Annotated in this window: 17 protein-coding genes; 4 read left to right on the forward strand and 13 right to left on the reverse strand. The window is 35.5% G+C overall.

The window, feature by feature from the left end; translation table 11 throughout:
* Positions 1 to 114: 114 nt before the first annotated feature.
* The 3 genes from CLOS_RS15340 to CLOS_RS11955 all read right to left on the reverse strand — a co-directional run bounded on the left by CLOS_RS15340 (position 115) and on the right by CLOS_RS11955 (position 3,133).
* Positions 115 to 801, reverse strand: a complete 687-nt coding sequence (locus CLOS_RS15340) for a DUF5301 domain-containing protein (protein ID WP_012160135.1) — start codon at positions 799 to 801, stop codon at positions 115 to 117.
* Between the two features lie 639 nt (positions 802 to 1,440).
* Complete coding sequence (locus CLOS_RS11950) at positions 1,441 to 1,683, reverse strand: putative signal transducing protein (RefSeq protein ID WP_012160137.1); 243 nt, start codon at positions 1,681 to 1,683, stop codon at positions 1,441 to 1,443.
* Between the two features lie 91 nt (positions 1,684 to 1,774).
* Complete coding sequence (locus CLOS_RS11955; protein ID WP_012160138.1) at positions 1,775 to 3,133, reverse strand: stalk domain-containing protein; 1,359 nt, start codon at positions 3,131 to 3,133, stop codon at positions 1,775 to 1,777.
* Positions 3,134 to 3,405: 272 nt separating this feature from the next.
* Between CLOS_RS11955 and CLOS_RS16105 the strand changes: the two genes are divergently transcribed.
* The 3 genes from CLOS_RS16105 (at position 3,406) to CLOS_RS11965 (ending at position 6,047) form a co-directional block, all read left to right on the forward strand.
* Positions 3,406 to 3,549 (forward strand): hypothetical protein, encoded by a 144-nt coding sequence (locus CLOS_RS16105; protein WP_198006290.1) that lies wholly within the window; start codon positions 3,406 to 3,408, stop codon positions 3,547 to 3,549.
* Between the two features lie 244 nt (positions 3,550 to 3,793).
* Complete coding sequence (abc-f, locus tag CLOS_RS11960; RefSeq protein ID WP_012160139.1) at positions 3,794 to 5,701, forward strand: ribosomal protection-like ABC-F family protein; 1,908 nt, start codon at positions 3,794 to 3,796, stop codon at positions 5,699 to 5,701.
* A 151-nt stretch (positions 5,702 to 5,852) separates the two neighbouring features.
* Positions 5,853 to 6,047, forward strand: a complete 195-nt coding sequence (locus CLOS_RS11965; RefSeq protein ID WP_041719335.1) for a hypothetical protein — start codon at positions 5,853 to 5,855, stop codon at positions 6,045 to 6,047.
* Between the two features lie 316 nt (positions 6,048 to 6,363).
* On the opposite strand, the gene addB is transcribed toward CLOS_RS11965, so the two are convergent.
* The 3 genes from addB to CLOS_RS11980 form a co-directional block, all read right to left on the reverse strand.
* Positions 6,364 to 9,798, reverse strand: a complete 3,435-nt coding sequence (addB, locus tag CLOS_RS11970; RefSeq protein WP_012160140.1) for a helicase-exonuclease AddAB subunit AddB — start codon at positions 9,796 to 9,798, stop codon at positions 6,364 to 6,366.
* 195 nt (positions 9,799 to 9,993) lie between these two features.
* Positions 9,994 to 10,710, reverse strand: coding sequence for a hypothetical protein (locus CLOS_RS15345; protein ID WP_012160141.1), 717 nt, complete (start codon positions 10,708 to 10,710; stop codon positions 9,994 to 9,996).
* 223 nt (positions 10,711 to 10,933) lie between these two features.
* Positions 10,934 to 12,442, reverse strand: a complete 1,509-nt coding sequence (locus tag CLOS_RS11980) for a DUF1846 domain-containing protein (RefSeq protein ID WP_012160142.1) — start codon at positions 12,440 to 12,442, stop codon at positions 10,934 to 10,936.
* A 390-nt stretch (positions 12,443 to 12,832) separates the two neighbouring features.
* Here CLOS_RS11980 and CLOS_RS11985 point away from each other — a divergent pair, with 390 nt between their 5' ends.
* Positions 12,833 to 13,882: a YeiH family protein gene (locus CLOS_RS11985; protein ID WP_012160143.1), complete on the forward strand. Its 1,050-nt coding sequence runs from the start codon at positions 12,833 to 12,835 to the stop codon at positions 13,880 to 13,882.
* Positions 13,883 to 13,929: 47 nt separating this feature from the next.
* Here CLOS_RS11985 and CLOS_RS11990 read toward each other — a convergent pair whose 3' ends face one another.
* The 7 genes from CLOS_RS11990 to ftsH form a co-directional block, all read right to left on the reverse strand.
* Positions 13,930 to 15,090, reverse strand: a complete 1,161-nt coding sequence (locus CLOS_RS11990) for a pyridoxal phosphate-dependent aminotransferase (RefSeq protein ID WP_012160144.1) — start codon at positions 15,088 to 15,090, stop codon at positions 13,930 to 13,932.
* 60 nt (positions 15,091 to 15,150) lie between these two features.
* Complete coding sequence (locus CLOS_RS11995; RefSeq protein WP_012160145.1) at positions 15,151 to 16,524, reverse strand: YjiH family protein; 1,374 nt, start codon at positions 16,522 to 16,524, stop codon at positions 15,151 to 15,153.
* 28 nt (positions 16,525 to 16,552) lie between these two features.
* On the reverse strand, positions 16,553 to 17,656 hold the full coding sequence (locus CLOS_RS12000; RefSeq protein WP_012160146.1) for an iron-containing alcohol dehydrogenase family protein: 1,104 nt from the start codon (positions 17,654 to 17,656) through the stop codon (positions 16,553 to 16,555).
* Between the two features lie 213 nt (positions 17,657 to 17,869).
* Positions 17,870 to 19,660 (reverse strand): FAD-dependent oxidoreductase, encoded by a 1,791-nt coding sequence (locus tag CLOS_RS12005; RefSeq protein ID WP_012160147.1) that lies wholly within the window; start codon positions 19,658 to 19,660, stop codon positions 17,870 to 17,872.
* Positions 19,661 to 19,855: 195 nt separating this feature from the next.
* On the reverse strand, positions 19,856 to 21,103 hold the full coding sequence (locus tag CLOS_RS12010) for a MerR family transcriptional regulator (RefSeq protein WP_198006291.1): 1,248 nt from the start codon (positions 21,101 to 21,103) through the stop codon (positions 19,856 to 19,858).
* Positions 21,104 to 21,251: 148 nt separating this feature from the next.
* Complete coding sequence (locus CLOS_RS12015; RefSeq protein ID WP_012160149.1) at positions 21,252 to 21,896, reverse strand: site-2 protease family protein; 645 nt, start codon at positions 21,894 to 21,896, stop codon at positions 21,252 to 21,254.
* Positions 21,893 to 23,764 carry an ATP-dependent zinc metalloprotease FtsH gene (gene ftsH / locus CLOS_RS12020; RefSeq protein ID WP_012160150.1) on the reverse strand — a complete coding sequence of 624 codons (1,872 nt, stop codon included), beginning with the start codon at positions 23,762 to 23,764 and terminating at the stop codon, positions 21,893 to 21,895. The genes CLOS_RS12015 and ftsH overlap by 4 nt, the downstream gene beginning before the upstream one ends.
* Positions 23,765 to 23,819: the final 55 nt, after the last annotated feature.

Raw genomic sequence — 23,819 nt, forward strand, 5'->3', positions numbered from 1 at the left:
CCCACACTCACGCCAATTGCACCTTTAAGAGATTTTTTAATCATAAAATTTTTTCCATCGTCATGATAAATATTATATATTTTATAGAATTACAGATACTATACGGAACTTTTTTTAATCTCTATTTTCAAATCGAATCCATTTTTCATTCATATAAATATCAATGCTGTTGTCGCTTACAAATTGATACTCAAATCCACTACCAAAATTAGATTGATTCTCTTGGGTAGGTTTTTCAAAGGGTTCTACCGTTGAAGTTATTTTTCCGTCCATTACCCCACATCTTGGATTAAGATCGCTTTCTTTTCCAGTGTCTAAGTATAACTTCCCTTGAATTCTTACCATTGGTATTAAATCAAATAAATTAGCCTTTGTATCTTCAACTAAATTCTCAATATAAGGTAGAAAATCAGCTAATTCCTTTTCTATTTCATAAACCCCATAATACGGCTGCTCTATGTACCATTTGAAGTTTTCTTTGTAAACAAATGACGTATATTGCCACTCTTCCTTTGAGTAAAAGTTAACCGTATAATATTCTCTTACAACAGGTCTCTCGTGTGCAGTAATAATCCTAGTGGCCTTAGCTTTTGACAAACAACCTAATATTTCTGCAATTTCTTTATCACTGGTATATTGCTCCGAAATGTTTTCTTTTTTAATTTCTATGGCATACACTTCACTTGCTGTAGGCAATTTAATAGGTTCAGCTAGTGGAAAGATATTATTATAAATGACTATTGCACCGATCACCACAGCAAAAATAAAAGCTATGGATATGAGCATGATTTTTTTCTTCAAAGTCCCAACCCCCATCTTAATAAAATACAAGTAGTCTTACTTTATAAATGCGTACTAACGCACACGATCTATAGAATGTGTCTTAAATCTTTATTTTGATAATCTACTTTTATGTAAAAATAGATTAATTATATTTAATAGAACGGTTATAATTATTAACACCGCTGATACAAAAACTACAGCTGCTGTTGTATCCATAAGGGCAGTCCAGTCTTCAATCTCAACCAAATAATGATTATAAATTATTTGAAACCATAAGGAAATAATGCAAGCACTCATACTCAATAGAGATAGCGTAATCCAATTCTTTTGATTCCCCCTCCTGTATCTAATTATGTTAATAATAGGAAATAACCAAGAAATTAATCCAAGTAATAGGCTACTAATATTAAGCCAACCATAAAAAGATGAATTCAACATAGCGCACCCCTTTAAAAATTTAGAATTTTAAGCAACTCTTATTGTTATATTTTATGAAATTTTTAAACAATTTTTTTGAAAAACATACGTCCTGCATAATTCCATTCATCATTGCTAAAAAACCGCCAGATTCATTTTTATTTTTCGCAATGCTTTCAGCCATTTCAAAAAAATCGGCAAAGTAATCTTCACCTGTATCAAAAACTTTATTATTCTAAGTTAATCCACAATTATAGATTCCAGCAGGCTATTTGCTCTATCAACATCGGCTTCCGCTACCATAATATCAGTGCCAAATAGTGACACACCACCGATTAACCTCATATGTCCCCCTGGACCATGATCCTTGATAAGATACGGTATGTTGTTTTCATCTAGTATTGCTTTTATCATACTTAATTCGATTTCATTTGCAATACTTCTCAGTTTGATTAGTTTGATTTGATCTGTGTTTTTACGCATATCTTTCTCCTTTCATAAGTGCTTTTACGATATAGGTTTCTTATTAATATATTCATGTTTTTTTGTTCTTAACTTTTATCTACATTTAAATTTAATCTAAAATGATAACATTCCTCTGCTCATTCTCCCAAATTACAGTTTTGCCGCCATGTTCTGCAAGAAATCTTAAAGGAACCACGGTTCTGCCACCAACAATTTTAGCTGGTGCATCTAGCACAACAGTACTTGCTAAAATTCCGTCATCAAAATTATTTACAATTGCGATGTTACTTCCGATTGTTAGTTTAATAACCTTAGCTTCATTGAATAATATAATTTCCTTCGTATCTTCAACCCACTTCACGTTGTAACCGCTATACTCTGCTGCTACCCGAATCGGCACCATAGTTCTCCCCTTTTCTATAAATGGCTCTTGGTCTGAATAAATCCAATAATTTATTCCTTCTCGTTCATCTGACCAAACCAAATGTTTATAGATATTAATATCTCTGCTTGCATAAGGATGAATCAACTCGTAGGATGACGTACTGTTTCCGTAGGTAAGGGTTTCACCAGCAAATCCAGAAATATAATCGTATTCGCAGGGAATTACATAGCTTCCCTTCGGGTCAATTAAGCCACTTTTGCCGTTCTTTATGACATGGGCATACCCACTTAGGAATTCAAGGGCTCTATCATATTGAAACTGGATTACAGTTTCTCCTCTATCATTTAAATATCCCCATTTTCCATTATGCTGCATAGCTATGAGTCCACTGCCATAGCCACTAAAGTTATCGTACTTACAATCTGCAACGATTTTCCCTGTTCTTCCATCGAAAAGACCGTATTTATTATCTTTGCGTATCACGCACACGGTCTCATTAAATTCTCTGCCTAGAGATGTAATCCAATCATATTCTGTAGGAAGGATCACATTACCATTCCAATCTATAACACCATATTTGCCATCTTTTTCAGAAAACAAGTAGGAGAAATTATGTTCTTTATTCACTTGGATATAGGAATATTCAAATTCGCTGATGGGATTAAAATTTTTATCACCTATGGCAAATTCCCAAATTTCATAGGGGTTATCCGGGTCTTCTGAATATGTTCCCGTAAATCTAGACAAAATACTATGTTCTCCATCGTAATAATATACCACCTGTGTATCAGAAGAATAAATTTCTTCGTTTTCTTTCGTTAGAATTTTAGTTTTTATATCGCTATTCTGGTTCAGCAAAAGTATATACTCTCCAGAAATCATCAGATCAAATCCTGAAACAAAAGGAATTATAAATTCTCCTTCTTCATCTATGACACCGACCTGACCGTAGTTGTAGACTCTCCGCATACCATTGTCCCACCCATCAATACCTTCATAGGGCTTATTACTCTCTGCAAAAGAGAAGATTCCTTGGGAAAGTAATAGTGCTAGTATCAATAACCTTTTTATTTTTCGCTTCATATGACATACCTCCTTTACATGAATGGTTTTAATTTATAATATCACCCTTTTATTTCATGTTTGATCTTTCTTTGATGAGTTTTTTTACTTACTTCTATAATTTACTTTAAATCCCTTCTTATTTTTTGTTACAGTTTTATTACTATGGTGATCTTCTATACCCCTGCCTTAAAAATTACATTAGTTGACAATACCATATGTTTTTCATATAATATAGATATCAAATCTATGAAAGGCAGAAGTCCTTAGGACTTTAGATGGTGTTCAATCCAATGAATTCTTCACTAAGATGGATTACATTTGAATCTATGATGACAGCAAAATTACCGGTTTACGGGAGAGGTGCGTCCATTTTTAAGATTCAAGCTGCAAAGATCCTATTAGTGACTAGGGATACATTCTGTCAAGATGAGTGAAAATTATATTCTAATTTTCTATACGGACGATGTACTGAAACCCAAGGCTAATTGGCCTTGGGTTTTTTTATGATCTAACCCAATTCATGAAATGAATGGATGGTAGGTCAAACGCAACGAATGCCAAATTCATCCACCAGAGGGAGAATGAATTTGTGCAATGAGACTGCGAAGTTCCAGTTCAGGATCAGGGAGTGGAGGGCGCGTTGTAGCTATCTACTATATATAAAGCGAGGGACTGACAATGATTGAATGTAATGTATATGGAATTAGCAAAGAATACGGTGTAAATAAAATTTTTGAAAATATTTCCTTTAGTCTAAAAAAAGGCGATCGAATTGGACTCGTTGGACAAAACGGCTGTGGGAAAACGACCTTGATGAAAATATTAATGGATATTGAAGACTATACTTCTGGCAGCATTAGTATTAGAAAAGATGCAAAATTAGGATACCTAGAACAGGTTCCAAATGAATCTCCTGGCGTTAAAACCTATGATGTGCTGATGCATGCCTTTAGAAGAGCTATTGAGATTAAAAATTGTTTTACTAAACTGGAGCATCAACTGAATCATTTAACTGGTCCTGCTCTTGAAAGTGTGATGAAAGAGTATGGTCGATATATGGAGGAGTATGAAGCCTTAGATGGCTATCAGCTTGAAACGAAGGTCCATAGAATATGTCAGGGCTTAAATATTTCTGAAAACATGAAAAATATGGATTTTAATGCTTTAAGTGGTGGAGAAAAAACGAGAGTTCTATTGGGAAAATTACTTTTAGAATCTCCAGATATTCTTCTTCTTGACGAACCATCGAACCATCTGGATATATCCACCATTGAATGGCTCGAAGGCTTCCTAAAGGAGTATACTGGAACTCTTTTGATTATTTCTCATGATCGATATTTTCTAGATCGGGTTGTCAATAAGGTTTTTGAACTGACGGCAAGTGAAATGGTCTGTTACGACGGCAACTATACTGCCTATGTTGAAGAAAAAGAAAAACGATTTTTTGAAGAATTGAAGAAATATGAAAATCAGCAGAAGTTATTGGATCGGATTAAGGAACAAATCCATCGCTACCGAGTTTGGGGGGCTATGCGAGATAGTGAGGTCATGTATAAGAGAGCCAAAGAATTAGAAAAAAGATTAGAAAAAATTGAAGTCCTTGATAAACCTGTACTGGACCAGAAAAAAATAAAAATTGATTCCTCTGTTGAAAATCGTTCTGGTAAGCGAGTACTTTTAGTGGAAGGATTGGAAAAATCCTACGACAATAAGACATTATTTAAAGGGGAAAGCTTTTCAATATTTTATCAAGATAGCTTGTGTTTAATGGGTCCTAATGGTAGTGGGAAAAGTACCCTTCTTAAAATGATTATGGGAGAAATAGATCCTGATAATGGCACGATTCAGCTAGGTTCGGGAGTTAAAATCGGCTATTTACCACAACATATTCACTTCACTGATGAGGAGAAAACCCTAGTGGAATATTTCGCTTATGAGCACGGTATCAACCAAGAAATTGCAAGAAAAGCTTTATCTAAAATGCTTTTTACGCAAGACAAGGTTTATAAGAAAATAAGAAACTTATCGGGTGGAGAAAAATCAAAGCTTAAATTGTGCTCTTTACTATATGAAAAAGTAAATTTTCTGATTCTTGACGAGCCTACCAATCATTTGGATATCAGTTCCAGAGAAGAATTGGAGGAAGCTCTGTTATCCTTCGAAGGAACACTGCTCTTCGTATCCCACGACCGCTACTTTGTTGAAAAAATAGCTGGTAAAATTATGGTCATAGAGGATGGTCGCCTTAGTCTCTATCCATTTGGATATCAAAGCTTTTTAGAGGAAAAGAGTAAACTCATACAGGAAAAAAATATGGCACAAGAGAAATCTGTCGCTACAAGTAAATTGAAAAACACGAAAGAAACAAGCAAAAAGAAACCCTCTAAAGTATCTATCGAAAAGGTTGAGGAGGATATAAGGAAGTTGGAAGAAGAGCTACAGGAAATTGTAGCTGAAATGGAAAACAATCAGTCTGATTATACTGTATTGAATGATCTTACGCTGAAGCAAGAGAATCTAAACAAAGACCTAGAGGTCCTTTATGCAAAATGGGAAGAATTTATATCTAGAGAAGAAGATCTATAAAAAAATTCTATTTTTACAGGATTCACTCTTTCCTATTGGTTAATAAATCCTGCCTCTATGTTAAATAGGCATCCATTGCTTTATCATGGGCAAAAGACTACAATAAAGACAAGAAATTTTCTTGTTGAACAAACTTGTGAGGAGTGATGATATGACTTTAAATATCGGCACAGTTATTATAACGAAGCGGAAAGAAAAAGCATGGATCGGAGAGCAACATATAGATTTACCATACATTAAAAAAGTACTTTCAAAGAGCATACTAATCGATCATAAATATAGTGCAATAGAAAACGAATGGCCATATATTCAAGCTATTCATAGGCTTCAAGATTTCGTTGGTTAGATCTATACCTTTAAAGATTTTACACCGTCTGAAACTTCTAATTAAAATGATCTTAGAAATTATTTAAAGCTTCTTTAATGCCAATATTACAAAATAAAATTTGTTCGCTCTGGCTCACAAACTTTATGTCGCACTCAACTCTAGATAGAACTTAGAGTTTCAAGTGCTCAAAATAAAACTACCTACTAAATGATTGTAAAATAAACATCTAGTAGGTAGATTTTTTAAAAAAATATTTTTTTAAAATTTTTTTTAAAAAGTGGTTTACTTTTTAAAATTAAATTGATCTTATATAGTGTACCTTTCTTCACGCTCTTTATATATTCTCATTTTCTTTTCTTATTTTCTCCAAAACTTCCTCATTTTTTAATTCTTTAATGGTTTTATACTGGTTCTCATGGAAGCTATGATCAAATTGGCATATGGAAATATATGCACAATACTTGCAAGATGTATCGCCGCCTTTTTTAAAGGGCTCTATCTTTACATTACCCTTGAGCATTTCCTCCCCGATTTCCTTAACCAATCCCCTTACATGCTTTAGAAGTGCCTTAAAATCTTCCTCAGGAAGCGCCGACGAAGTTTTAGAAATTTCACCTTCTTTTGTAAGACTAGCGGGAAGAATACTAGAAGATCTTCCAATATCTTCATCTATCTTTTTAATAATATTGACATCCTTTAAAACCAATCCTTTCATTTTTAACCTTTTATTGATTTCTTTTTCTACTTCCTTTACAGCTTTTTCCGTGGTTTTAACCATTGGATCATCTATTTTAAAATAGAAGATGCCTCCGGGATGGACTTCAGCCTGATATTTTTGAGATTGGCTCGATAGTACGGCATCTAAATATACCAGCAGCTGTATCTGAAAGCCGTAATAAACATCGGATAGGCTAAATTCTTTACTTCCAGACTTATAATCAATTATTTTAACGTAATTTCCATCTTCATCATTTAAGATATCGACCCGATCGATTCTACCCTCTAAATAGATTTTCTCCCCACTTTCAAGCTCAATTACAATGGGTGGAATATCTCCTTCCAACCCAAAAATAATCTCATGACCCATAGGAACAAACTGACCTTTTTTTATATGCTCCGTTAAAGTCCACATGGCTCTCTTGCTAATTCGCTTTAACCTGGTCACTAGATATTGATATCGATGGGTACTGAGCATAATACCGTGCTCGAACTCTGGCACCATTTCATCAATTACCTTTTCAACAAAATAATCGCTTTGTTCTCTGGTTAAATCCTTCCACTGGATTTGCTCATTCACTAATTCCTTCGTAAAATTCTCCATGGAATCGTGGAATAGTCTGCCGATATCTGGGTTGGATAGCTGATATTCCTTTCTCTCTTTCGGTCTCAGTCCATAGGTGACGAAATGAGAGAAGGGACAGTTTGCAAATCTTTCTAGTCTGGAGACACTGGATTTAATCGGATGTTCGTACAAGCTTCTCGCCTTCTGCTCTCCGATATAGGAAATCTGATTTTCATGAAATAAGCCCTTCACCATTAGGTTTCGTCTTTCGTCCCATTGGCTTTCGTTGCTATACCATTGATATACATCCCACCAAATATCCTCCATGGGTTTATCGTCTATATTCTGTCTGATGCTTTCCGTCATATATTTAAATGTACTAATCGGTGTCGTAATGAGATGAAGCTGTCTATTTAAAGTAGGCACCACATCACTCTGTATATTTAAGTTTCTAAATAGTTTTTTTATACGGTCGATTAGAATCGACTGCCTTTGGGCTTTTCCCTCTTGATCTGCTAAGGCATAGCTGATCCATAAGTACTCTGTAGGCTTCGATAAGGCAGAATAAATCGTAAATTGCTCCTCTAACAGTGCATTTTCCAACGTATTTCCTATGGAGAGTCCTTTTTTATCCAGTGATTCCCGCTCATGGTCTAAAAGGATGCCACCGTCTTCTCTGCTGGATGGTAAAATTCCGTCATTGACACCGATTACAAACAAGGCTTTGATATCGTGACTCTTGGATCGTTCGATACTTCCCACTAATACTTGATCAATGGTGGTAGGTATCACACCGACCTCACAAGCTAAAAATCCTGCTTCTAAAATCCTGCCATATTCCTTTAAGGTCGTGCTTTCTTCTGCAAGTATTTCTGTCAGCTGGTCCAATATTTCCATGACCTTATTCCATATTTGCGTGTTTTCATTGACATATTCAAAATATTTTTTCTCTCTCAGCTCTTCGATCCATTGATCCAGCTTTGCTTCTATATTTAAATCCTTCATAAACTCAAACAAGGCTTTTGTAATATGACCAACCTTTTTTTTACGATAGATCTTCTTTTCGAATTTTAAAAATGGCGCAATGAATCGCTCCCTAAATTCATTATATTTTATTTTTTCCTCATGGATTTCATCCGATTCTTCTTGCTCTATTTCTTCATGCTTCTTATTAGTAAATCCTTTCGTAAAAGGGACTGCATAATCCTTTCCCTTAATGCCATACTGAAGTACATAGTTCTCCAATTCTTCTACCTCATCCTTATTTAAATCGCCAAATCCAGTTTTCAAAAATCGAAATACATCTTCATATTGATATCCTCTTGCTAAAATCCCGATGCTGGATAAAATAAGCTCCACTATGGGATTATTCATAATGGACCGCTTCTCATCCATGAAATAAGGGATGCTATACTCTTCAAATACGCGCTTCAATATCATGCTGTACTCTTCTAATCCTGCAGAGACAAGAGCAATATCTTTCCAGCGATATCCCTTGTCCCGAACTAAATGAATAATTTGTGCGGCTACATTTTCCATTTCAGTATAAAGATTTGATCCTGAGAACACATCTAAATGCGTGATTTCACCTGTATACTGCTGATATGGATAGGCGTAGAGTTCCTTTTCGATATGGCAGATTTCCTGAACCTTTGGTAGAACTGGTCTTTCATTTCTATCTAAATCGATGATCTCCTCTTCTAGCCCCAGACGCTGTGCTATTGATTTTATTTTTAAATAGGTTTTTCGATTGATATGGAATAAATCCTGATCACTTTCCTTAGATTTCAACTCCATCGTGAAAGTAATGGTAAGATTTTTTACCTTCTCTGCCAATTTTTCTATCACTCTAAATATTTGGGGTGTAAAGCTTTGGAATCCATCAATCCAAACCTCTGCCCCTTCTAAAAATTGGACCTTCTCTATGTTTTCAATAAGAAGGTTTACATTGTCTTCATTATCCACATATCGATCCCTTAAGTAGTTATTAAACTTTTGATATAGAAGAATAATATCGTTCAATTTTCGTTTTAATAGGGTATCCTCTTCCATTTCATTGAATTCCATTGTAAGCTCTATTGGCGTTATGTCATGCTGTTTCATCTCACAGATCAAATCATTTAATTTTGTGATAAAGCCTTCTTGCTTCGCTATGGATTTATATATGGAAAGATCCTTTGAGGATTCGTCTGCAATCTTTCTTAAAATCATATTTTTACCGATCTCATTAATTGGAATTTTAGTAATCCCACCAACTTCATTAAAAACGTAATGCGTAAGCCTGGTAAAGCTCAATACCTCGGCTCTCATAATCCCCTTTAACGCTTGCTTTCCTATTAAATCCCGCTCTGCCTGTAAGGTAAACTGTTCTGGTACTAAGAGAAAGAGCTTGTGATGCCCTTCTCCCTCTAATCTTTTCTTTATTTCCTCTAAGACAAAGTAGCTTTTACCCCTACCTGCCCTACCAAATACGTATCGAATTGCCATGACCTTGCACCTCTTTTCATTGCTTTATATTACTATAATTATATCATATACAGAACGGATGTTTTTAACAAAAATTTATACCCTTTCTATAACATAACAATATGTATCCCACTTTACACATAGAAAATCCCTCCAAATTAGGAGGGATTCTTGTATCCGTTATTTAAATTCAATCTTTTTATTGTACTGTATATTCTACATTGCTGCTTTTATTTTAGCAATATCACTCCAGTTATCTGCCGTTGCAATCTCTATCCTCACTATTGTTGATTTCATGCCTACAAGTTCATTTCTTACCTCTTCTCTAAACTCTGTTAAAATAGCAGTTTGCTCTTTTACAGCGCTTATTTCTTCGATAATTTGTTTCTGACTTATTTTTAGTTGGCCTACATCTTCTTTTAGTAGAGACATATCTCCTTTCAGAAGAGATACATCTTCTTTCAGTAAAAATACGTCTCCTTTCAAGAAAGCTACATCTTCTTTCAATAAAGATACATCTTCCTTCAGAAGAGATACATCTCCTTTCAGGAAAGCTACATCTTCTTTCAATAAAGATACGTCTCCTTTCAGTAAAGATACATCTTCCTTCAGAAAAGCTACATCTTCTTTCAGAAAAGATACATCTTCTTTCAGAAGAGATACATCTTCCTTCAGAAGAGATACATCTCCTTTCAGGAAAGCTACATCTTCTTTCAATAAAGATACGTCTCCTTTCAGTAAAGATACATCTTCCTTCAGAAGAGATACATCTCCTTTCAGTACAGATACATCTTCCTTCAGAAAAGCTACGTCTTCTTTCAATAGAGATACATCGTCTTTCAGAAAAGCTACATCTTGTCTTAACTGGTTCTGTCCCACTTCTAAGTTGCCTAGTTTCTCCAATACAATTCTTTGAAACTCTTCATTTGTCATTACCTATCCCCCTTTGTGTTTTATTTTATATAGGAATTCGATTATAGTTTGTCCAAGTTGATACTATTTTTCATATCAAAATAAGTTCAATATTATTTATTATCATACCAAACTTATATAGTTAAATCCACCTTGCAATAGATATTTTTATTCTATTTCAACAAAAAACTCCTAGAAATTATACTACCCGTTTCTAGAAGTTTTTTTGGATATATACCAGTATTTAACTGTTATAATATAAATTTTCCGTCGCATATTCTGGATCGCTGGTTACATCAATCCCTAATTTATTGAATATCTGCTCGTCATTTAGGCTTAATATAGCTGTGGAATGCGCTTGACATCCATCCAACATGGATAACTTTTCTAATGCAACTTGAGCTGTTGGATTTGTAGCAGCACTAATACTGAGAGCGATTAATATTTCTTCACAATCTAAAGCAGAATTTTTGATTTTTAAAGCTTTCGATTTTAAATTTCTGATTGGCTCCAGTACAACTGGAGAAATTAAATGGATACCGTCCGATATATTTGCTAAGTATTTTATTGCGTTTAAAAGAACTGCAGCCGTCGCATCCATTTCATGAGAACCTTTCCCTGTGATCATCGTTCCATCACTTAGCTCTATTGCCATTGCCGGACAGGCTTCATTTTTATTTGAAACTTCTCTTAGTTTAGCGGACTTTTCTCTAGCTGGCAGCACCACTTTTCGATCCTCTAGCTTTAAGTCCAGCTGTTCCATGATCATCTTAGATCTTTCAAAGGTTTCCTTATCCACATGTCCTTTTTTATATTCACAGCCCGTCTTAAAATATCTTCTGATGATTTCCTGCTTCGAAGCTTCTTTAATGATTTCATCGTCTATAATTCCAAATCCAACTCTATTGACGCCCATATCTGTTGGAGATTTAAATACAGACTCCTCCCCTGTGATTTTCTCTATAATCCTTTTTAACACAGGAAAAGCTTCTACATCTCGATTATAGTTAATGGCAATCTCATTGTAAGCTTCAAGATGAAAGGGGTCTATCATATTGACATCCTTTAAATCTACCGTAGCGGCTTCATAAGCCACATTTAAAGGGTGCTTTAAGGGAACGTTCCACACTGGGAATGTTTCAAACTTTGAATAGCCTGCCACCCTGCCTCTTTTATATTCATGATAAAGTTGATTGAGACAAGTTGATAATTTTCCACTGGCTGGTCCTGGTGCTGTTACAACAACGATCGGCTTCGTTGTCTCTATATATGGATTCTGTCCATATCCTTCATCGCTGACAATGGTATCCACATCTGTAGGGTATCCCTTTGTACTTCTGTGAATATAAACCTTAATTCCTCTTCGTTCAAGCTTATTGATAAAAACAGTGGTTGCTGGTTGCCCGTCGTATCTGGTAATCACAACGCTGTTTACCTCTAAATCATAGGACCTCAGATCATCGATCAGTCTTAGGGTATCCATATCATATGTAATACCGAAATCCCCTCTTATTTTATTCCGCTCAATATCCCCGGCATATACACAAATAACAACTTCAACCTTTTCTTTCAATTTGTATAGTAATTTTAGCTTTGCATTTTCATTGAAACCAGGTAGAACTCTTTTGGCATGGAAGTCAAATAATAGCTTTCCCCCAAATTCAAGATATAGCTTATCATAGTTGTTCACTCTCTCTAAGATATACTTCGACTGCTCCTCTAAGTACTTTTCATGATCGAACCCTGCTTTCATTTTTTCATCCTCCTGTTTTCTATTCTTTCAGATTTATTATTAAGTTGTGTTCATAAATATTACCCGTAAAAAAAGCATTGCTCATGCTTCCCTAGGAAAGCCCTAGGTTTCCTTCAACGGCTGATTTACAGCCTCGGTATCTTCTTAAGGTGGCAGGGGGTTTCATCCTCTACAACCCCTATTTTATGGAATGGAAAAGCAAAACCTTCCCGCTTCATAAAAAACTTTGACTCTTTATTGTAGCATAGCTCAAATATAAAGTAAACACAGTTCATTGTTGTTTTAATGACCAACTATAACATTTTTTAATAGATATATAACCATTTATAAGTAGATCGTATAGTTTATAAATGATACAATCAATAAGACACTGAACAGGGAGTTGATTTTATGGAGTTTATTAAAAAATGTAGTGTAGGAATATTTTTTGCCGCAATACTTGCAGTTGTATCTAATTTTATAAGCGGTATTCTTCCGAATCATATCATAGGGGCAGGAGTGTTTGCCTTAATTATAGGAATGATGCTCAATCCACTGACATCAAAGTATCCTGTTTTTCAACAGGGGTTCAACTTTACATCTAAAAAAATATTACGGACAGCGATTATACTAATGGGAGCTACCCTTAGCTTCTCTCAAGTATTAGAGGTTGGTAAATTTTCATTAGTTGTTATGATCTTTACCCTTATAACAGCTTTTGGCGGAGGGTATCTCGTTGGTAAGCTCTTTCATATGGACTGGAAACTTTCTTCACTGATATCTGCTGGAACCGGTATATGTGGCGGTTCTGCCATCGCCTCCATCGCACCAGTTATTGATGCGGAAGACAGCGACATCGCATATGCCATATCTGCTACATTTATATTTGATGTCCTTATGGTGGTTTTATTCCCTATTATGGGCAGATATTTTGGGATGTCCGATTTAGGTTATGGTCTTTGGACCGGAACAGCTGTAAATGATACATCCTCTGTAGTTGCTGCTGGATATGCATTTTCAGATATTGCAGGTGGATTTTCTGTAATTGTGAAGCTTACACGAACTTTATCCATTGTTCCCGTTGTGCTTATATTCTCTTATATCAACCAAAGAATTGTTAGAAAAAATGAAACAGAATATGCTTTCAGCAATGGAAGTGCTCCTAGCACAATACAGCAAAATAAAAAAGTTGAGATCACAAAGATATTTCCTTGGTTTATTCTGATGTTTCTCGGTGTAGTTACCATTAAAAGTCTTGGAATTCTGCCTGAATTCATTAGCTCTAACATATCTAAAATCAGTAAATTTTTAATGGTTATGTCCTTGGGTGCTATCGGATTTAAAACAAATTTTAAGAAGCTTTCAAAGTCTGGATTTTTACCTATGCTTCATGGCTTTATAATTTCTGCATTGGTCGTTATCGTTTCATTTTTAGCACAGATGGCAATCGGTCAGCTTTAAAATTTAAATCCCTAGAAATCTATTATTTAGATATTCTAGGGATCTTTTTATGAAAATATATCCATATTTTCTATTCTATCAAAGGCTTCTTTCAATTTTTCTATTCCTAATGTACAGGCAATTCGAATATATCCTTCTCCACTTTTACCAAAAGCAATTCCTGGGATCACCAATACATGAGCCTCTTCCAATATTTTATTACTGACTTCTACAGAGCTTAACCCCGTGTTTTTAATGTTAATAAACATATAAAATGTTCCTTCTGGCTCAATAACGGACATATTAGGAATTTGTTTTATCCTTTCATATGCATAGTAAATCCTATTTTTATATTCCTCTACCATAGGAGTCTGTACTTGTTTCCGCATTCTCAAAGCGTGTATAGCTCCTCTTTGGGAAATGGTTGGAGCAGTAAAGCAGATTCCTTCATTAATATCTCTAATACAATTAATAATAAAGTCTGGTGCCAATACATATCCAATTCTCCAGCCTGTCATTGCATAGTCCTTAGAAAAACTGCCAATGGTTATGGTTCTTTCTTTCATTCCTTCCAGTACAGTCAGCGGAATAAATGGATTGTTAAAGCTAAAGCTTCCGTATATATCATCTGCAATAACGATTAAATCCTTTTCAATAGCCACCTTAGCGATTGAATTTAAACTTTCTTTACTAAGGCATACCCCTGTTGGATTGTTTGGTGTATTTATAATTATTGCTTTGGTTCTGCTGGTTATAGAAGCCTTTAATTTATCAATATTTATTTGAAATCCTTCTTCCTCTACTGTTTCTACCGTAACCAGTTTTCCAGATGCCATTTCAATTTGTTGAGCATATGGTGTAAAATATGGCTCGGGTACAATTACTTCGTCTCCTTCATCTAAAATGGCTTCTAAAACTAGATACATTCCATGACAAGCGCCTACGACTGCCATTAATTCTTTCAGCTGTATTTTGTAACCATACATTTCATCATAGTATTTTACAATTTCTTGTCTTAATTCTATCTCTCCTAAAGGTTCTGTATATCTAGTGTGGCCTTTCTTAGCATCCTGAAAGGCTTCTTCAATGATTCTAGTGTCCGTTATATAGTCTGGGTCTCCAAGACTTAGATTGATCATATCATCATATTTTTCTGCTTCATCTGCCGCTTTGCCCATTGGTGTTGATCTATCTTTCCAGTATTTTTTAGCTATAAATCTATGCGCCATAATTTGCCCTCCTATTTTACTAACTCTTCACTGTGTATATTATTTTATTGTGCTTCTTTTCTATAGAAGCAGCTTTGTCATTAAAATGATAAGTGGTATTGCAATGACTGTTTTTTCAATAAATATTAAAACTAAATCCTTAAATTTAACGGGAATATTCGATGTAATCAGAAGTGTTCCTACCTCTGTCATATATACGATTTGAACGATGGATAATACACCCAGAATAAATCTAGTTTCAAAAGATTTTATATTGGCAGCCAATATCGCTGGAATAAACATATCTGCAAATCCTGCTAAAGTAGCTGGTGCAGCTTTAAATGCTTCTTCCACTCCTAAGAATTGAAGGTAATATCCAAATGGATAAGAGATCCAAGTAAATAAGGGGGTATAAGTGGCAATAATTAAAGCTAGGGTTCCCCAAGCGATTACGATTGGTACTAAGCTAAAAATAATTCCCATAAAGATTTCTGTTCCACTTAAAATTTGTTCTTTTAAACTTCCTGCTAATTCTGCCTTTTGTATTGCTTTTTGAAGCCCCCATTGATGTTTACTTATTCCTTCAGGCACTACTTCATCGATTTGTTTTCCAATCTTAGCATTATAGGTATCGGGGATGATACTTAAAGGCGGTATTCTGCACATAATAACAGTACTCACGATTCCAACCACCGAGATGGTTATATAAAAAGGGATGAATGCAGTATCTACACCTAGCATAGCTGCAATTACTAAACAGAAGGGTAAGGAAACTGCTGAAAAACAAGTCGCAATAATAGCCGCTTCTCTACCTGTGTAATATCCGCGATCATACTGCTCCCTAGTTAAAACTACGCCCACATTTACATTTCCTACCCAAGAGGTTATAAGGTCCACTGCCGATCTTCCAGGAAGTTTAAACAGTGGTTTCACCAAGGATCTTAAAACAGTTCCTGTATAATCCATCGCTCCAAAATTCATTAAAAATGGCATTAAGTAGGATGCTGCTAAAAACCATACAATTAAAGTAGACATTAGGGACATCATGGTGCCACCAGTATCCATTGAATATATGATCTCCCCGCCCCATTTATTTAGAACCAAGATGGCAATAATCGCTCCTACACCTCTCCAAAAAAGATAAAAATGACTTGTGGTAAAGTTGTCTTTCAACAGCTTATTTTCCATTATAAATTTAGGTTTAAATATTTTTGCTACAAAGCTCATAATTGCTGATATTATAGTTATTGCAACTACTGCATAAGGCAAATATTTACTTAATATAGATACCAACCTTTCCGATAAAACCCCCACTGGTGTATTGATTGTGCCATTATATGGAATAGGCAGTAAAAACATGATGATTCCAAATAAAGATGGTATTAAAAACTTCATTATTTTCTTTGCATTTATTTGTGATGTATTCTCAACTGTAATATTGACCTCTTGTTTCATTTCAATTGCCTCCACTCTATTAAAAATACTATTTTAAAGTTTGTTTTTTGTGGTTCAGTCTTTTGTTTAATCCTTCTAGCTTATCAATGGCTCCTAAAAACATAGCTTTCGTAACTTGATAGGGCATTTTTTTTACATCCTCCATATGAATTGCATCTTCTACTATTGACTCTAGATATTCAATGGTATGTATTATTTCTAAATCCTCTAAAGATGTGGGCAAACTGATGCTCTTATAGAAAGGATATAATCTTTCAACTTCACTTTCCTGGCCGTCCAGCATTAACATCACTAAGATTCCATAGGATACAACTTCACCATGTAGGTGATCTTTTTCAATATGCTCCAAAGAAGTTAATGCATTAAATAACCCATGGGCACATGCTCCGTTAAATTCTTCGCCGATCAACATGGATACAATCCCTGTTGTAACTATAATATTCAATATCGTTTCTTCAAACTCAAAAGAGTTCAATCCTTTGCTACTGTCCTCAATCGCCTTTGTTCCATAGGCTATTAAAGGTTCCACACACATTGTACTTAAATTCTTTCCCATCAATACGCGATGGGATAGCTTTTTTTCTCTAGTAGTTGCCTCCAGTTCGTAATATTTAGCCAGTGTATCTCCAATGCCTGCCCATAAATATTTAGTAGGAGAATTTACAATGATGTCTGTGTCTATTAATATATGAGCGGGCAAATTTTCTAGTAAATAGATCGAGTCAAAGCTTCCATTATCCTTATATACTACAGAAAGAGGCGTTGTAGCTGCACACGTAGCTGCTATTGTAGGTATTGTTATAACTGGAATGCTTGCTTTTTCTCCTGCCGCTTTAGCTGTATCTAAGGCCTTTCCACCACCCACCCCAACAATTACATCGATATTTAAATTCTCTGCTTTTGTCTGGATCCGATCTATATTTTTATAGCTGCACTCTCCGCCATACCATATAAAATCAATAATTTCGATATTCTCTTGTTTTAAATAGTCGACAATACTCATGCCAACTTTTTCAAGTGCGGTATTTCCGCCTATAACTAATATTCTTTTCCCATATTTTTTACAAATAGATCCTAAATCTTTTAAAATTCCATTTCCTACAGTATACTGTGGTAATTTTACAGTAAGCATAAAAACCCCCCTCAATTTTATAGTGAATTGTTTTTTATAAGCATAAATCATATTGAATATTTATTCATGTGAAAGAATAAATATTCAATATGATTTTATATTATTGTAGTTTAGATCAAAAAATATGTCAATATAAATTTCTTGTCGTGGTCTATTTATTTTTAAAAAAATGCGCCACATGAGATATTTCATGTGGCGCATAGACTTACAATGTTATTTTAAATTTTGTGCCGCGTGCGCTCCAGCTAAACGTCCACTTGTTAAAGCAAACTGAACGGCACTGCCGGACATATATACTTGGTTGTATAATACTTTATTTGCATTTTCACCCGCTGCATACAGATTGTTGATTACGGAACCATCTTCACGTAATACTTGGAAACTATCGTTCGTTTTAACACCTGCAAATGTACCCATTGTCTTACCATATAGCTTGACCCCATAGTATGGTGCCTTCTCAACAGATGCTAAATAATCTTTGTTCTTACCCATGGCATCCTTTCCAGCCTTTGCACCTTCATTATAGGTTCGAATTGTTTGAACTAAAGTATCTACTGGTACACCCATAGCCTCTGCTAAAGCTTCCAGTGTATCTGCTTTTACTACTTCACCAGTGGACATGCCCGCTTCAAGAGCTTCAATAAGCTTTGCATTGGCATCTGCAGAATCTAAAACGATCCATGGTGACTTCTGCTCTAAAACTTTATTGGTTGCTATTGCATAATGTACTTCTTCGCTTGTGAAACGTTCTCCATCTCCATTAACATACACCTTCGTCCAATCCATCATCAAGCTTCCAGTTCCTTCAACCTTAGAGCCTACACCAAGACCGATTACCCAAGGCTCTTCATATAATGCAGCACCTACTTTTTCTGCCATAATAATCCCATCACCGGTACTACCTGCAGCAGCAGCACTTATTTCTGCAGTTCCAGCAGCTTTTGGAATAAATCTTTCAAGAAGTTCTTCATTCTTAGCGTATCCTCCAGCTGCTAAAATTACTTTTTTCGCATGAATTGTTACTTTACCACTTTTACTTTCTGCTACAACACCTGTAATATTTCCATCTTTATCCGCGATAAGTTCGGTAGCTTTAGTTTCAGTAAGAATTTCAATACCTTCACCTAAGATAAACTTTTCGATATTTTGCGTTACTGCAGTTCCTCCCTTTGTCTTTCCATCTGTTAAAGGAAAGTGTAATCTTTCTGCTGGATCAACCCCAAAACCTTTTACAGTTTCGTATTGATGTCCTACATAATCAACTAACCATTCTGTAGTTACTACTGCTTCGTCCATAAACTTCGCTAGAAAATTATAATCTGGATATTTTCCATTGGGGTTACTTGTAGACTGACGTTCTTTCCAAAGATCTGTCCAAGCCTGCTTACTATCATTAATTCCTAATTCCTTTTGGAATCTAGATTCTGGGGCTGAAATTGCACCGCCAGATAAAGCTGTAGACCCACCTACGGTTGCTTGTTTTTCTAATACAATAACCTTTGCACCATTCTCATGGGCTGAAGCAGCTGCAGCCAAGCCAGCACCACCAGCACCTACAACCACTACATCCGTAGTTAGCTCAGTCTCAGTTTTAGCAGTATCTTCTTTTTTATTAGCCTTAAGCGCATCTACATTACCACCTGCTTGCTTTACAGCATCTTCAATCGCAGCAAGAATTGCCTTAGAGCTCACTGTAGCCCCCGCAACGGTATCTACTGCTAGAGTTTGTCCTTCTATTACTTCTTCAGGTATACGTTTCATAGGAACATCGCTGATACCTGCCGATTCACTATGTTCTACAATTTTTATAGATAAAATAGCTGCATCACTAAATTCTACTTCTACTTTTACATCACCATTATGCCCTTTGGCTACTGCTGTATAAGTTCCAGCTTTATAAGCTGTTCCTCCCTCTGTTGAACCTGCTGGTGAACAAGCTCCTAAGCTAAAAATCATTGCTAAACATAGCAAAATACTAAGTATTTTTATGGATTTTTTCTTCATGGTACGCCTCCTATTGATTATTAAGTTAAAGTTGTATTAGTTTGTTAATTCACTAACCACGACTTTCATTTTCATTCTAATCCCTTGAGTCAGGTCTGTGTCAACATTATAATTTTTATATTAAAAATAAAAAAACGAATAAACTTGGTGTTCACCCAAATTTTACTCGTTTTCTATCGTTCTTGTATAGGAATCCTAGCCATTACTCCGTCTTTGGTTTCTCCCTATATAATTTAATTGATATGCCTCTTTTACTTTTTGTGTATTTTCACAATTGCCATCTTTAAAAACTAGACCTAGCTCTAAATGATCTAGGACTTCAATCTCCATCAAGTTCAATTTTTCTAAAATAATATTTCTACTGAAGTTTTCTTCTGCTTTCTTTTTTATATTGGGCTTTTCACTCTGTTCTCCATTAGAATACTGATAAGAACCTGTTACAATTCCGTCTTCTCTTACTAGGGGGATGATGATGTCTAAAAGAAATTTTAGATCCGACTTTAAATAATCTTTACTCATTCCAAAATCAACTAAAATATCTATGGAAGATTGTGCAATGGGTAGTTTATTATAATCACAACATAAAAACAGAAAATTTTTGTGATCATAATACATTTCTAAATTTCTTTTCAAGCTCAACATCCGCTCTTTATCATAATCAATTAAAATATAAGTAGAATCATGGGGAAGATCTTTTATATATTGAAGGAGAAAAAGTCCAACACAGTTGCCAAGCTCCATAATATACTTAGAATCTTTCGTATATTTATTTATATATTCAATCAACGTGGCCATGCCTTTATATAGAAAGTTTACATACTGATGAGAGGAGGTAGATAGGAATTCTTCCTTCGTAGGTATTTTTTTACCATCTATTAATTTGGGACGAATGGCAGTTTGATCAATATATACACCATCTTCAATAATTGCATTATATCCACAGTTACAGCGGATACTCGCATGCATGATCATACTCTCTTCTATATTACCGTCAGAAATTTTCAATGCCGATTTACAATTGGGGCATCTTAATAAACTTAAAGATATTATGGGTAAGCCCAACCTCTGACTTTTCTTTACTTCAGACATTTTTATTTCATTTATTTTTTCACCTAAAAATTCATTCATTCGATTATACTTTATGAGCTCTTTTTCAACTTCTTCTTTTTTATTCTTTAAAAACGGGAGATATAAATTTCGGAATACGTCTGTGTTCGAACCACTTAAACGCTGGAAAGTAAGTATTTTTTGAATTTCAATCAGAGAAAAATCCAACGACTTAAGCTCTATAATCCTTTCCATATCCTCACTATCAGCCTTCGTAAACTTATATTGCCCTCCCTTTTTTTCTGAAACGAGTAAGCCCATATCTAAGTAGTATCTAATGGTATCCTGAGTGATCCTATGTTTTTTAGCAAATTCACCGATTCGCACTTTACTCACCTTTTCTTTATTTAAAATATAGAATAGCCTTTGATTTCAATAGGGTTTATATGAGAATATTTTAACAGCTTTCAGCCATGAAATCAAAAAAATATATCTAAGCTCTTTTTTTCATCCAGTGCTTAGATATTCATTCCTAAAAATTTAATTAGCTTAGCTGAAACATAAACGCTACAATATTCCACATAAAATTGCTGATCCCACTTCGAATCATCCGAAGTGGACCATTCAAAATTCCCAAATATAAAAGTCCCATTAATACAATTGTTCCATATCTTTCATATGCCATATATCTAAAATATTTGTCCGTTGGTAAAATGGCGCCTAGAATTTTAGAACCATCCAGTGGTGGCACTGGTAGAAGGTTAAAGGTGCCCAGTCCAACGTTGATAATGAATACGTAGTTCAATAGATTAAAAATATATACAACGACAGTTCCAGCATAGCCTCCCGTAGCCTTTGCAATCAATCCCATCAATAGTATGCTTATAAATGCTATCATAAAGTTCATCGCTGGACCAGCCAGTGCTACCATCGCCATGCCTTTTTTTCTGTCCTTATAATAATATGGATTGACCCCTACTGGCTTTGCCCATCCAAAATGAAACACCAAAAGGCATAGGGTGCCTATAGGATCAAGATGGGCTAAGGGATTCACGGAAAGCCTTCCCATAGCCTTTGGCGTAGGATCTCCCAGCTTGTAAGAAGCATATCCATGGGCAAACTCATGTAACGATATGGCAATCAGCACTGCCGGCAAACTGTAGATTAGTTCACTTATAAAATTATTCATTCCACACCATCCTTAAATTCAAGATCACCGTCCTTAGACAAGATATGACTGTCCTCAGATAGAATATTCATAAATTCTTCCCCTGTAATCGTTTCTCTTTCCAATAAATACGCTGTTAATTCATGTAGTTTGTCTTTGTTTTCCTCCAGAATATCCGTTGCTTTTTGATGAGCACTCTTAATAATGGACAGCACTTCTTCATCGATTTTAGCTGCCGTTTCAGGTGAACAAGCAAGGGAAGTATCCCCACCCAAATATTGATTGTTTACTGTTTCCAATGCCATCATGTCAAAGTTCTTGCTCATTCCAAAACGTGTCACCATAGCACGTGCGATTCTAGTCGCCTGTTCGATATCATTGGAAGCACCACTGGTAAAGGTACCAAAGATTACTTCTTCTGCAGCACGTCCCCCTGTAAAAGTGACGATTTTATTAAAGGCTTCTTCCTTACTCATCAATGTCTTTTCGTCCTCTTCAATTTGCATCGTATATCCTAAAGCACCGGAAGTCCTTGGAATAATCGTAATTTTATGAACAGGAGCAGAATCCATTTGTTTTGCAGCAACTAAGGCATGACCGATTTCGTGGTACGCAATAATCTTCTTTTCCTTTGGAGATATGACAGCACCTTTACGCTGGTATCCTGCAATTACAACCTCTACGGATTCTTCTAAGTCCTCTTGAATCACTGTATTGCGCCCCAGCCTTACTGCCCTTAAAGCCGCCTCGTTAATAATATTAGCCAATTCTGCACCAGAAGCACCTGCTGTAGCCCTTGCGATCACATTAAAATCGATGTCCGATTTCTTCTTTATTTTCTCTGCATGAACCTTTAAAATCGCCTCTCTTCCTGCAAGATCAGGAAGCTCTACTGGAATACGTCGATCAAATCGACCAGGACGTAATAGGGCCTTATCTAAGCTCTCAGGCCGATTGGTTGCCGCCAAAATAACGACACCCTTCTTCCCGTCAAATCCGTCCATTTCTGTCAGCAGCTGATTCAAAGTCTGCTCTCTCTCATCATTGCCACCAATACCACTACCATTATCCCGCTTTTTACCAATGGTGTCAATCTCATCGATGAATACAATACAAGGGGCTTTTTCGTTGGCTTGCTTAAATAAATCTCGAACCTTAGCAGCGCCCATCCCTACAAACATCTCTACAAACTCCGAACCAGATATTGAAAAGAATGGCACATTTGCTTCTCCTGCAACAGCACGTGCAAGCAATGTTTTACCTGTACCTGGAGGTCCTACCAGTAATGCACCCTTTGGCAAAGTTGCCCCTATTTCAGAGTACTTTTTAGGATGATGCAGAAAATCTACAATTTCAGTTAATGCTTCCTTTGCCTCATCCTGCCCTGCTACGTCTGCAAAGGTTTTACCAGTTTCTGCCTCCACATAAATCTTTGCATTGCTTTTACCGAAGCTCATTGCATTTCCACCCATTCGTTTTTGCATTTGTCTCGTTAAAAGCTGACCTACAACAATAAATAAGATCATTGGGAATATCCAAGTCATAAGGAAATTCTGTAGAGGAGATCTTTCTTTGGGAATATCTTTCGTAAATTTAACATTTGCACTATAGAGACGATTGACCAAGTCTGGATCCTCCATCAATCCTGTCACATAGATATTATCTTTTTCATGCTCACCATTCACCAAAAATACAATCTGCTGACCTTCTATTTGAACCTGACTCACATCACCTGCTTCAACCCGTTTTAAAAATGTACCGTAATCAACTTCTTCAATGTGTTTGTCTAAAAACGCAGGGAATACCAAAATATTTAACAGGGTCATTACGAGCATGACCACTGCGTAGTAATAAATTAATGGTTTCCTATGATTTTTATGATTTTTCAATTTATTCCCTCCAATAATTCGATAATATAAACATTATATATTTTAATTTTTCTTT

This window comes from Alkaliphilus oremlandii OhILAs (assembly GCF_000018325.1).
GTDB classification, from domain to species: domain Bacteria; phylum Bacillota; class Clostridia; order Peptostreptococcales; family Natronincolaceae; genus Alkaliphilus_B; species Alkaliphilus_B oremlandii.

Bases quoted from the DNA above. Each gene is read 5' to 3' on its own strand.
- CLOS_RS11950 (WP_012160137.1), bottom strand. From the start codon at position 1,683: ATGCGTAAAAACACAGATCAAATCAAACTAATCAAACTGAGAAGTATT.
- CLOS_RS11955 (WP_012160138.1), bottom strand. From the start codon at position 3,133: ATGAAGCGAAAAATAAAAAGGTTATTGATACTAGCACTATTACTTTCC.
- CLOS_RS16105 (WP_198006290.1), top strand. From the start codon at position 3,406: ATGAATTCTTCACTAAGATGGATTACATTTGAATCTATGATGACAGCA.
- abc-f (WP_012160139.1), top strand. From the start codon at position 3,794: ATGATTGAATGTAATGTATATGGAATTAGCAAAGAATACGGTGTAAAT.
- CLOS_RS11965 (WP_041719335.1), top strand. From the start codon at position 5,853: ATGACTTTAAATATCGGCACAGTTATTATAACGAAGCGGAAAGAAAAA.
- addB (WP_012160140.1), bottom strand. From the start codon at position 9,798: ATGGCAATTCGATACGTATTTGGTAGGGCAGGTAGGGGTAAAAGCTAC.
- CLOS_RS15345 (WP_012160141.1), bottom strand. From the start codon at position 10,710: ATGACAAATGAAGAGTTTCAAAGAATTGTATTGGAGAAACTAGGCAAC.
- CLOS_RS11980 (WP_012160142.1), bottom strand. From the start codon at position 12,442: ATGAAAGCAGGGTTCGATCATGAAAAGTACTTAGAGGAGCAGTCGAAG.
- CLOS_RS11985 (WP_012160143.1), top strand. From the start codon at position 12,833: ATGGAGTTTATTAAAAAATGTAGTGTAGGAATATTTTTTGCCGCAATA.
- CLOS_RS11990 (WP_012160144.1), bottom strand. From the start codon at position 15,090: ATGGCGCATAGATTTATAGCTAAAAAATACTGGAAAGATAGATCAACA.
- CLOS_RS11995 (WP_012160145.1), bottom strand. From the start codon at position 16,524: ATGAAACAAGAGGTCAATATTACAGTTGAGAATACATCACAAATAAAT.
- CLOS_RS12000 (WP_012160146.1), bottom strand. From the start codon at position 17,656: ATGCTTACTGTAAAATTACCACAGTATACTGTAGGAAATGGAATTTTA.
- CLOS_RS12005 (WP_012160147.1), bottom strand. From the start codon at position 19,660: ATGAAGAAAAAATCCATAAAAATACTTAGTATTTTGCTATGTTTAGCA.
- CLOS_RS12015 (WP_012160149.1), bottom strand. From the start codon at position 21,896: ATGAATAATTTTATAAGTGAACTAATCTACAGTTTGCCGGCAGTGCTG.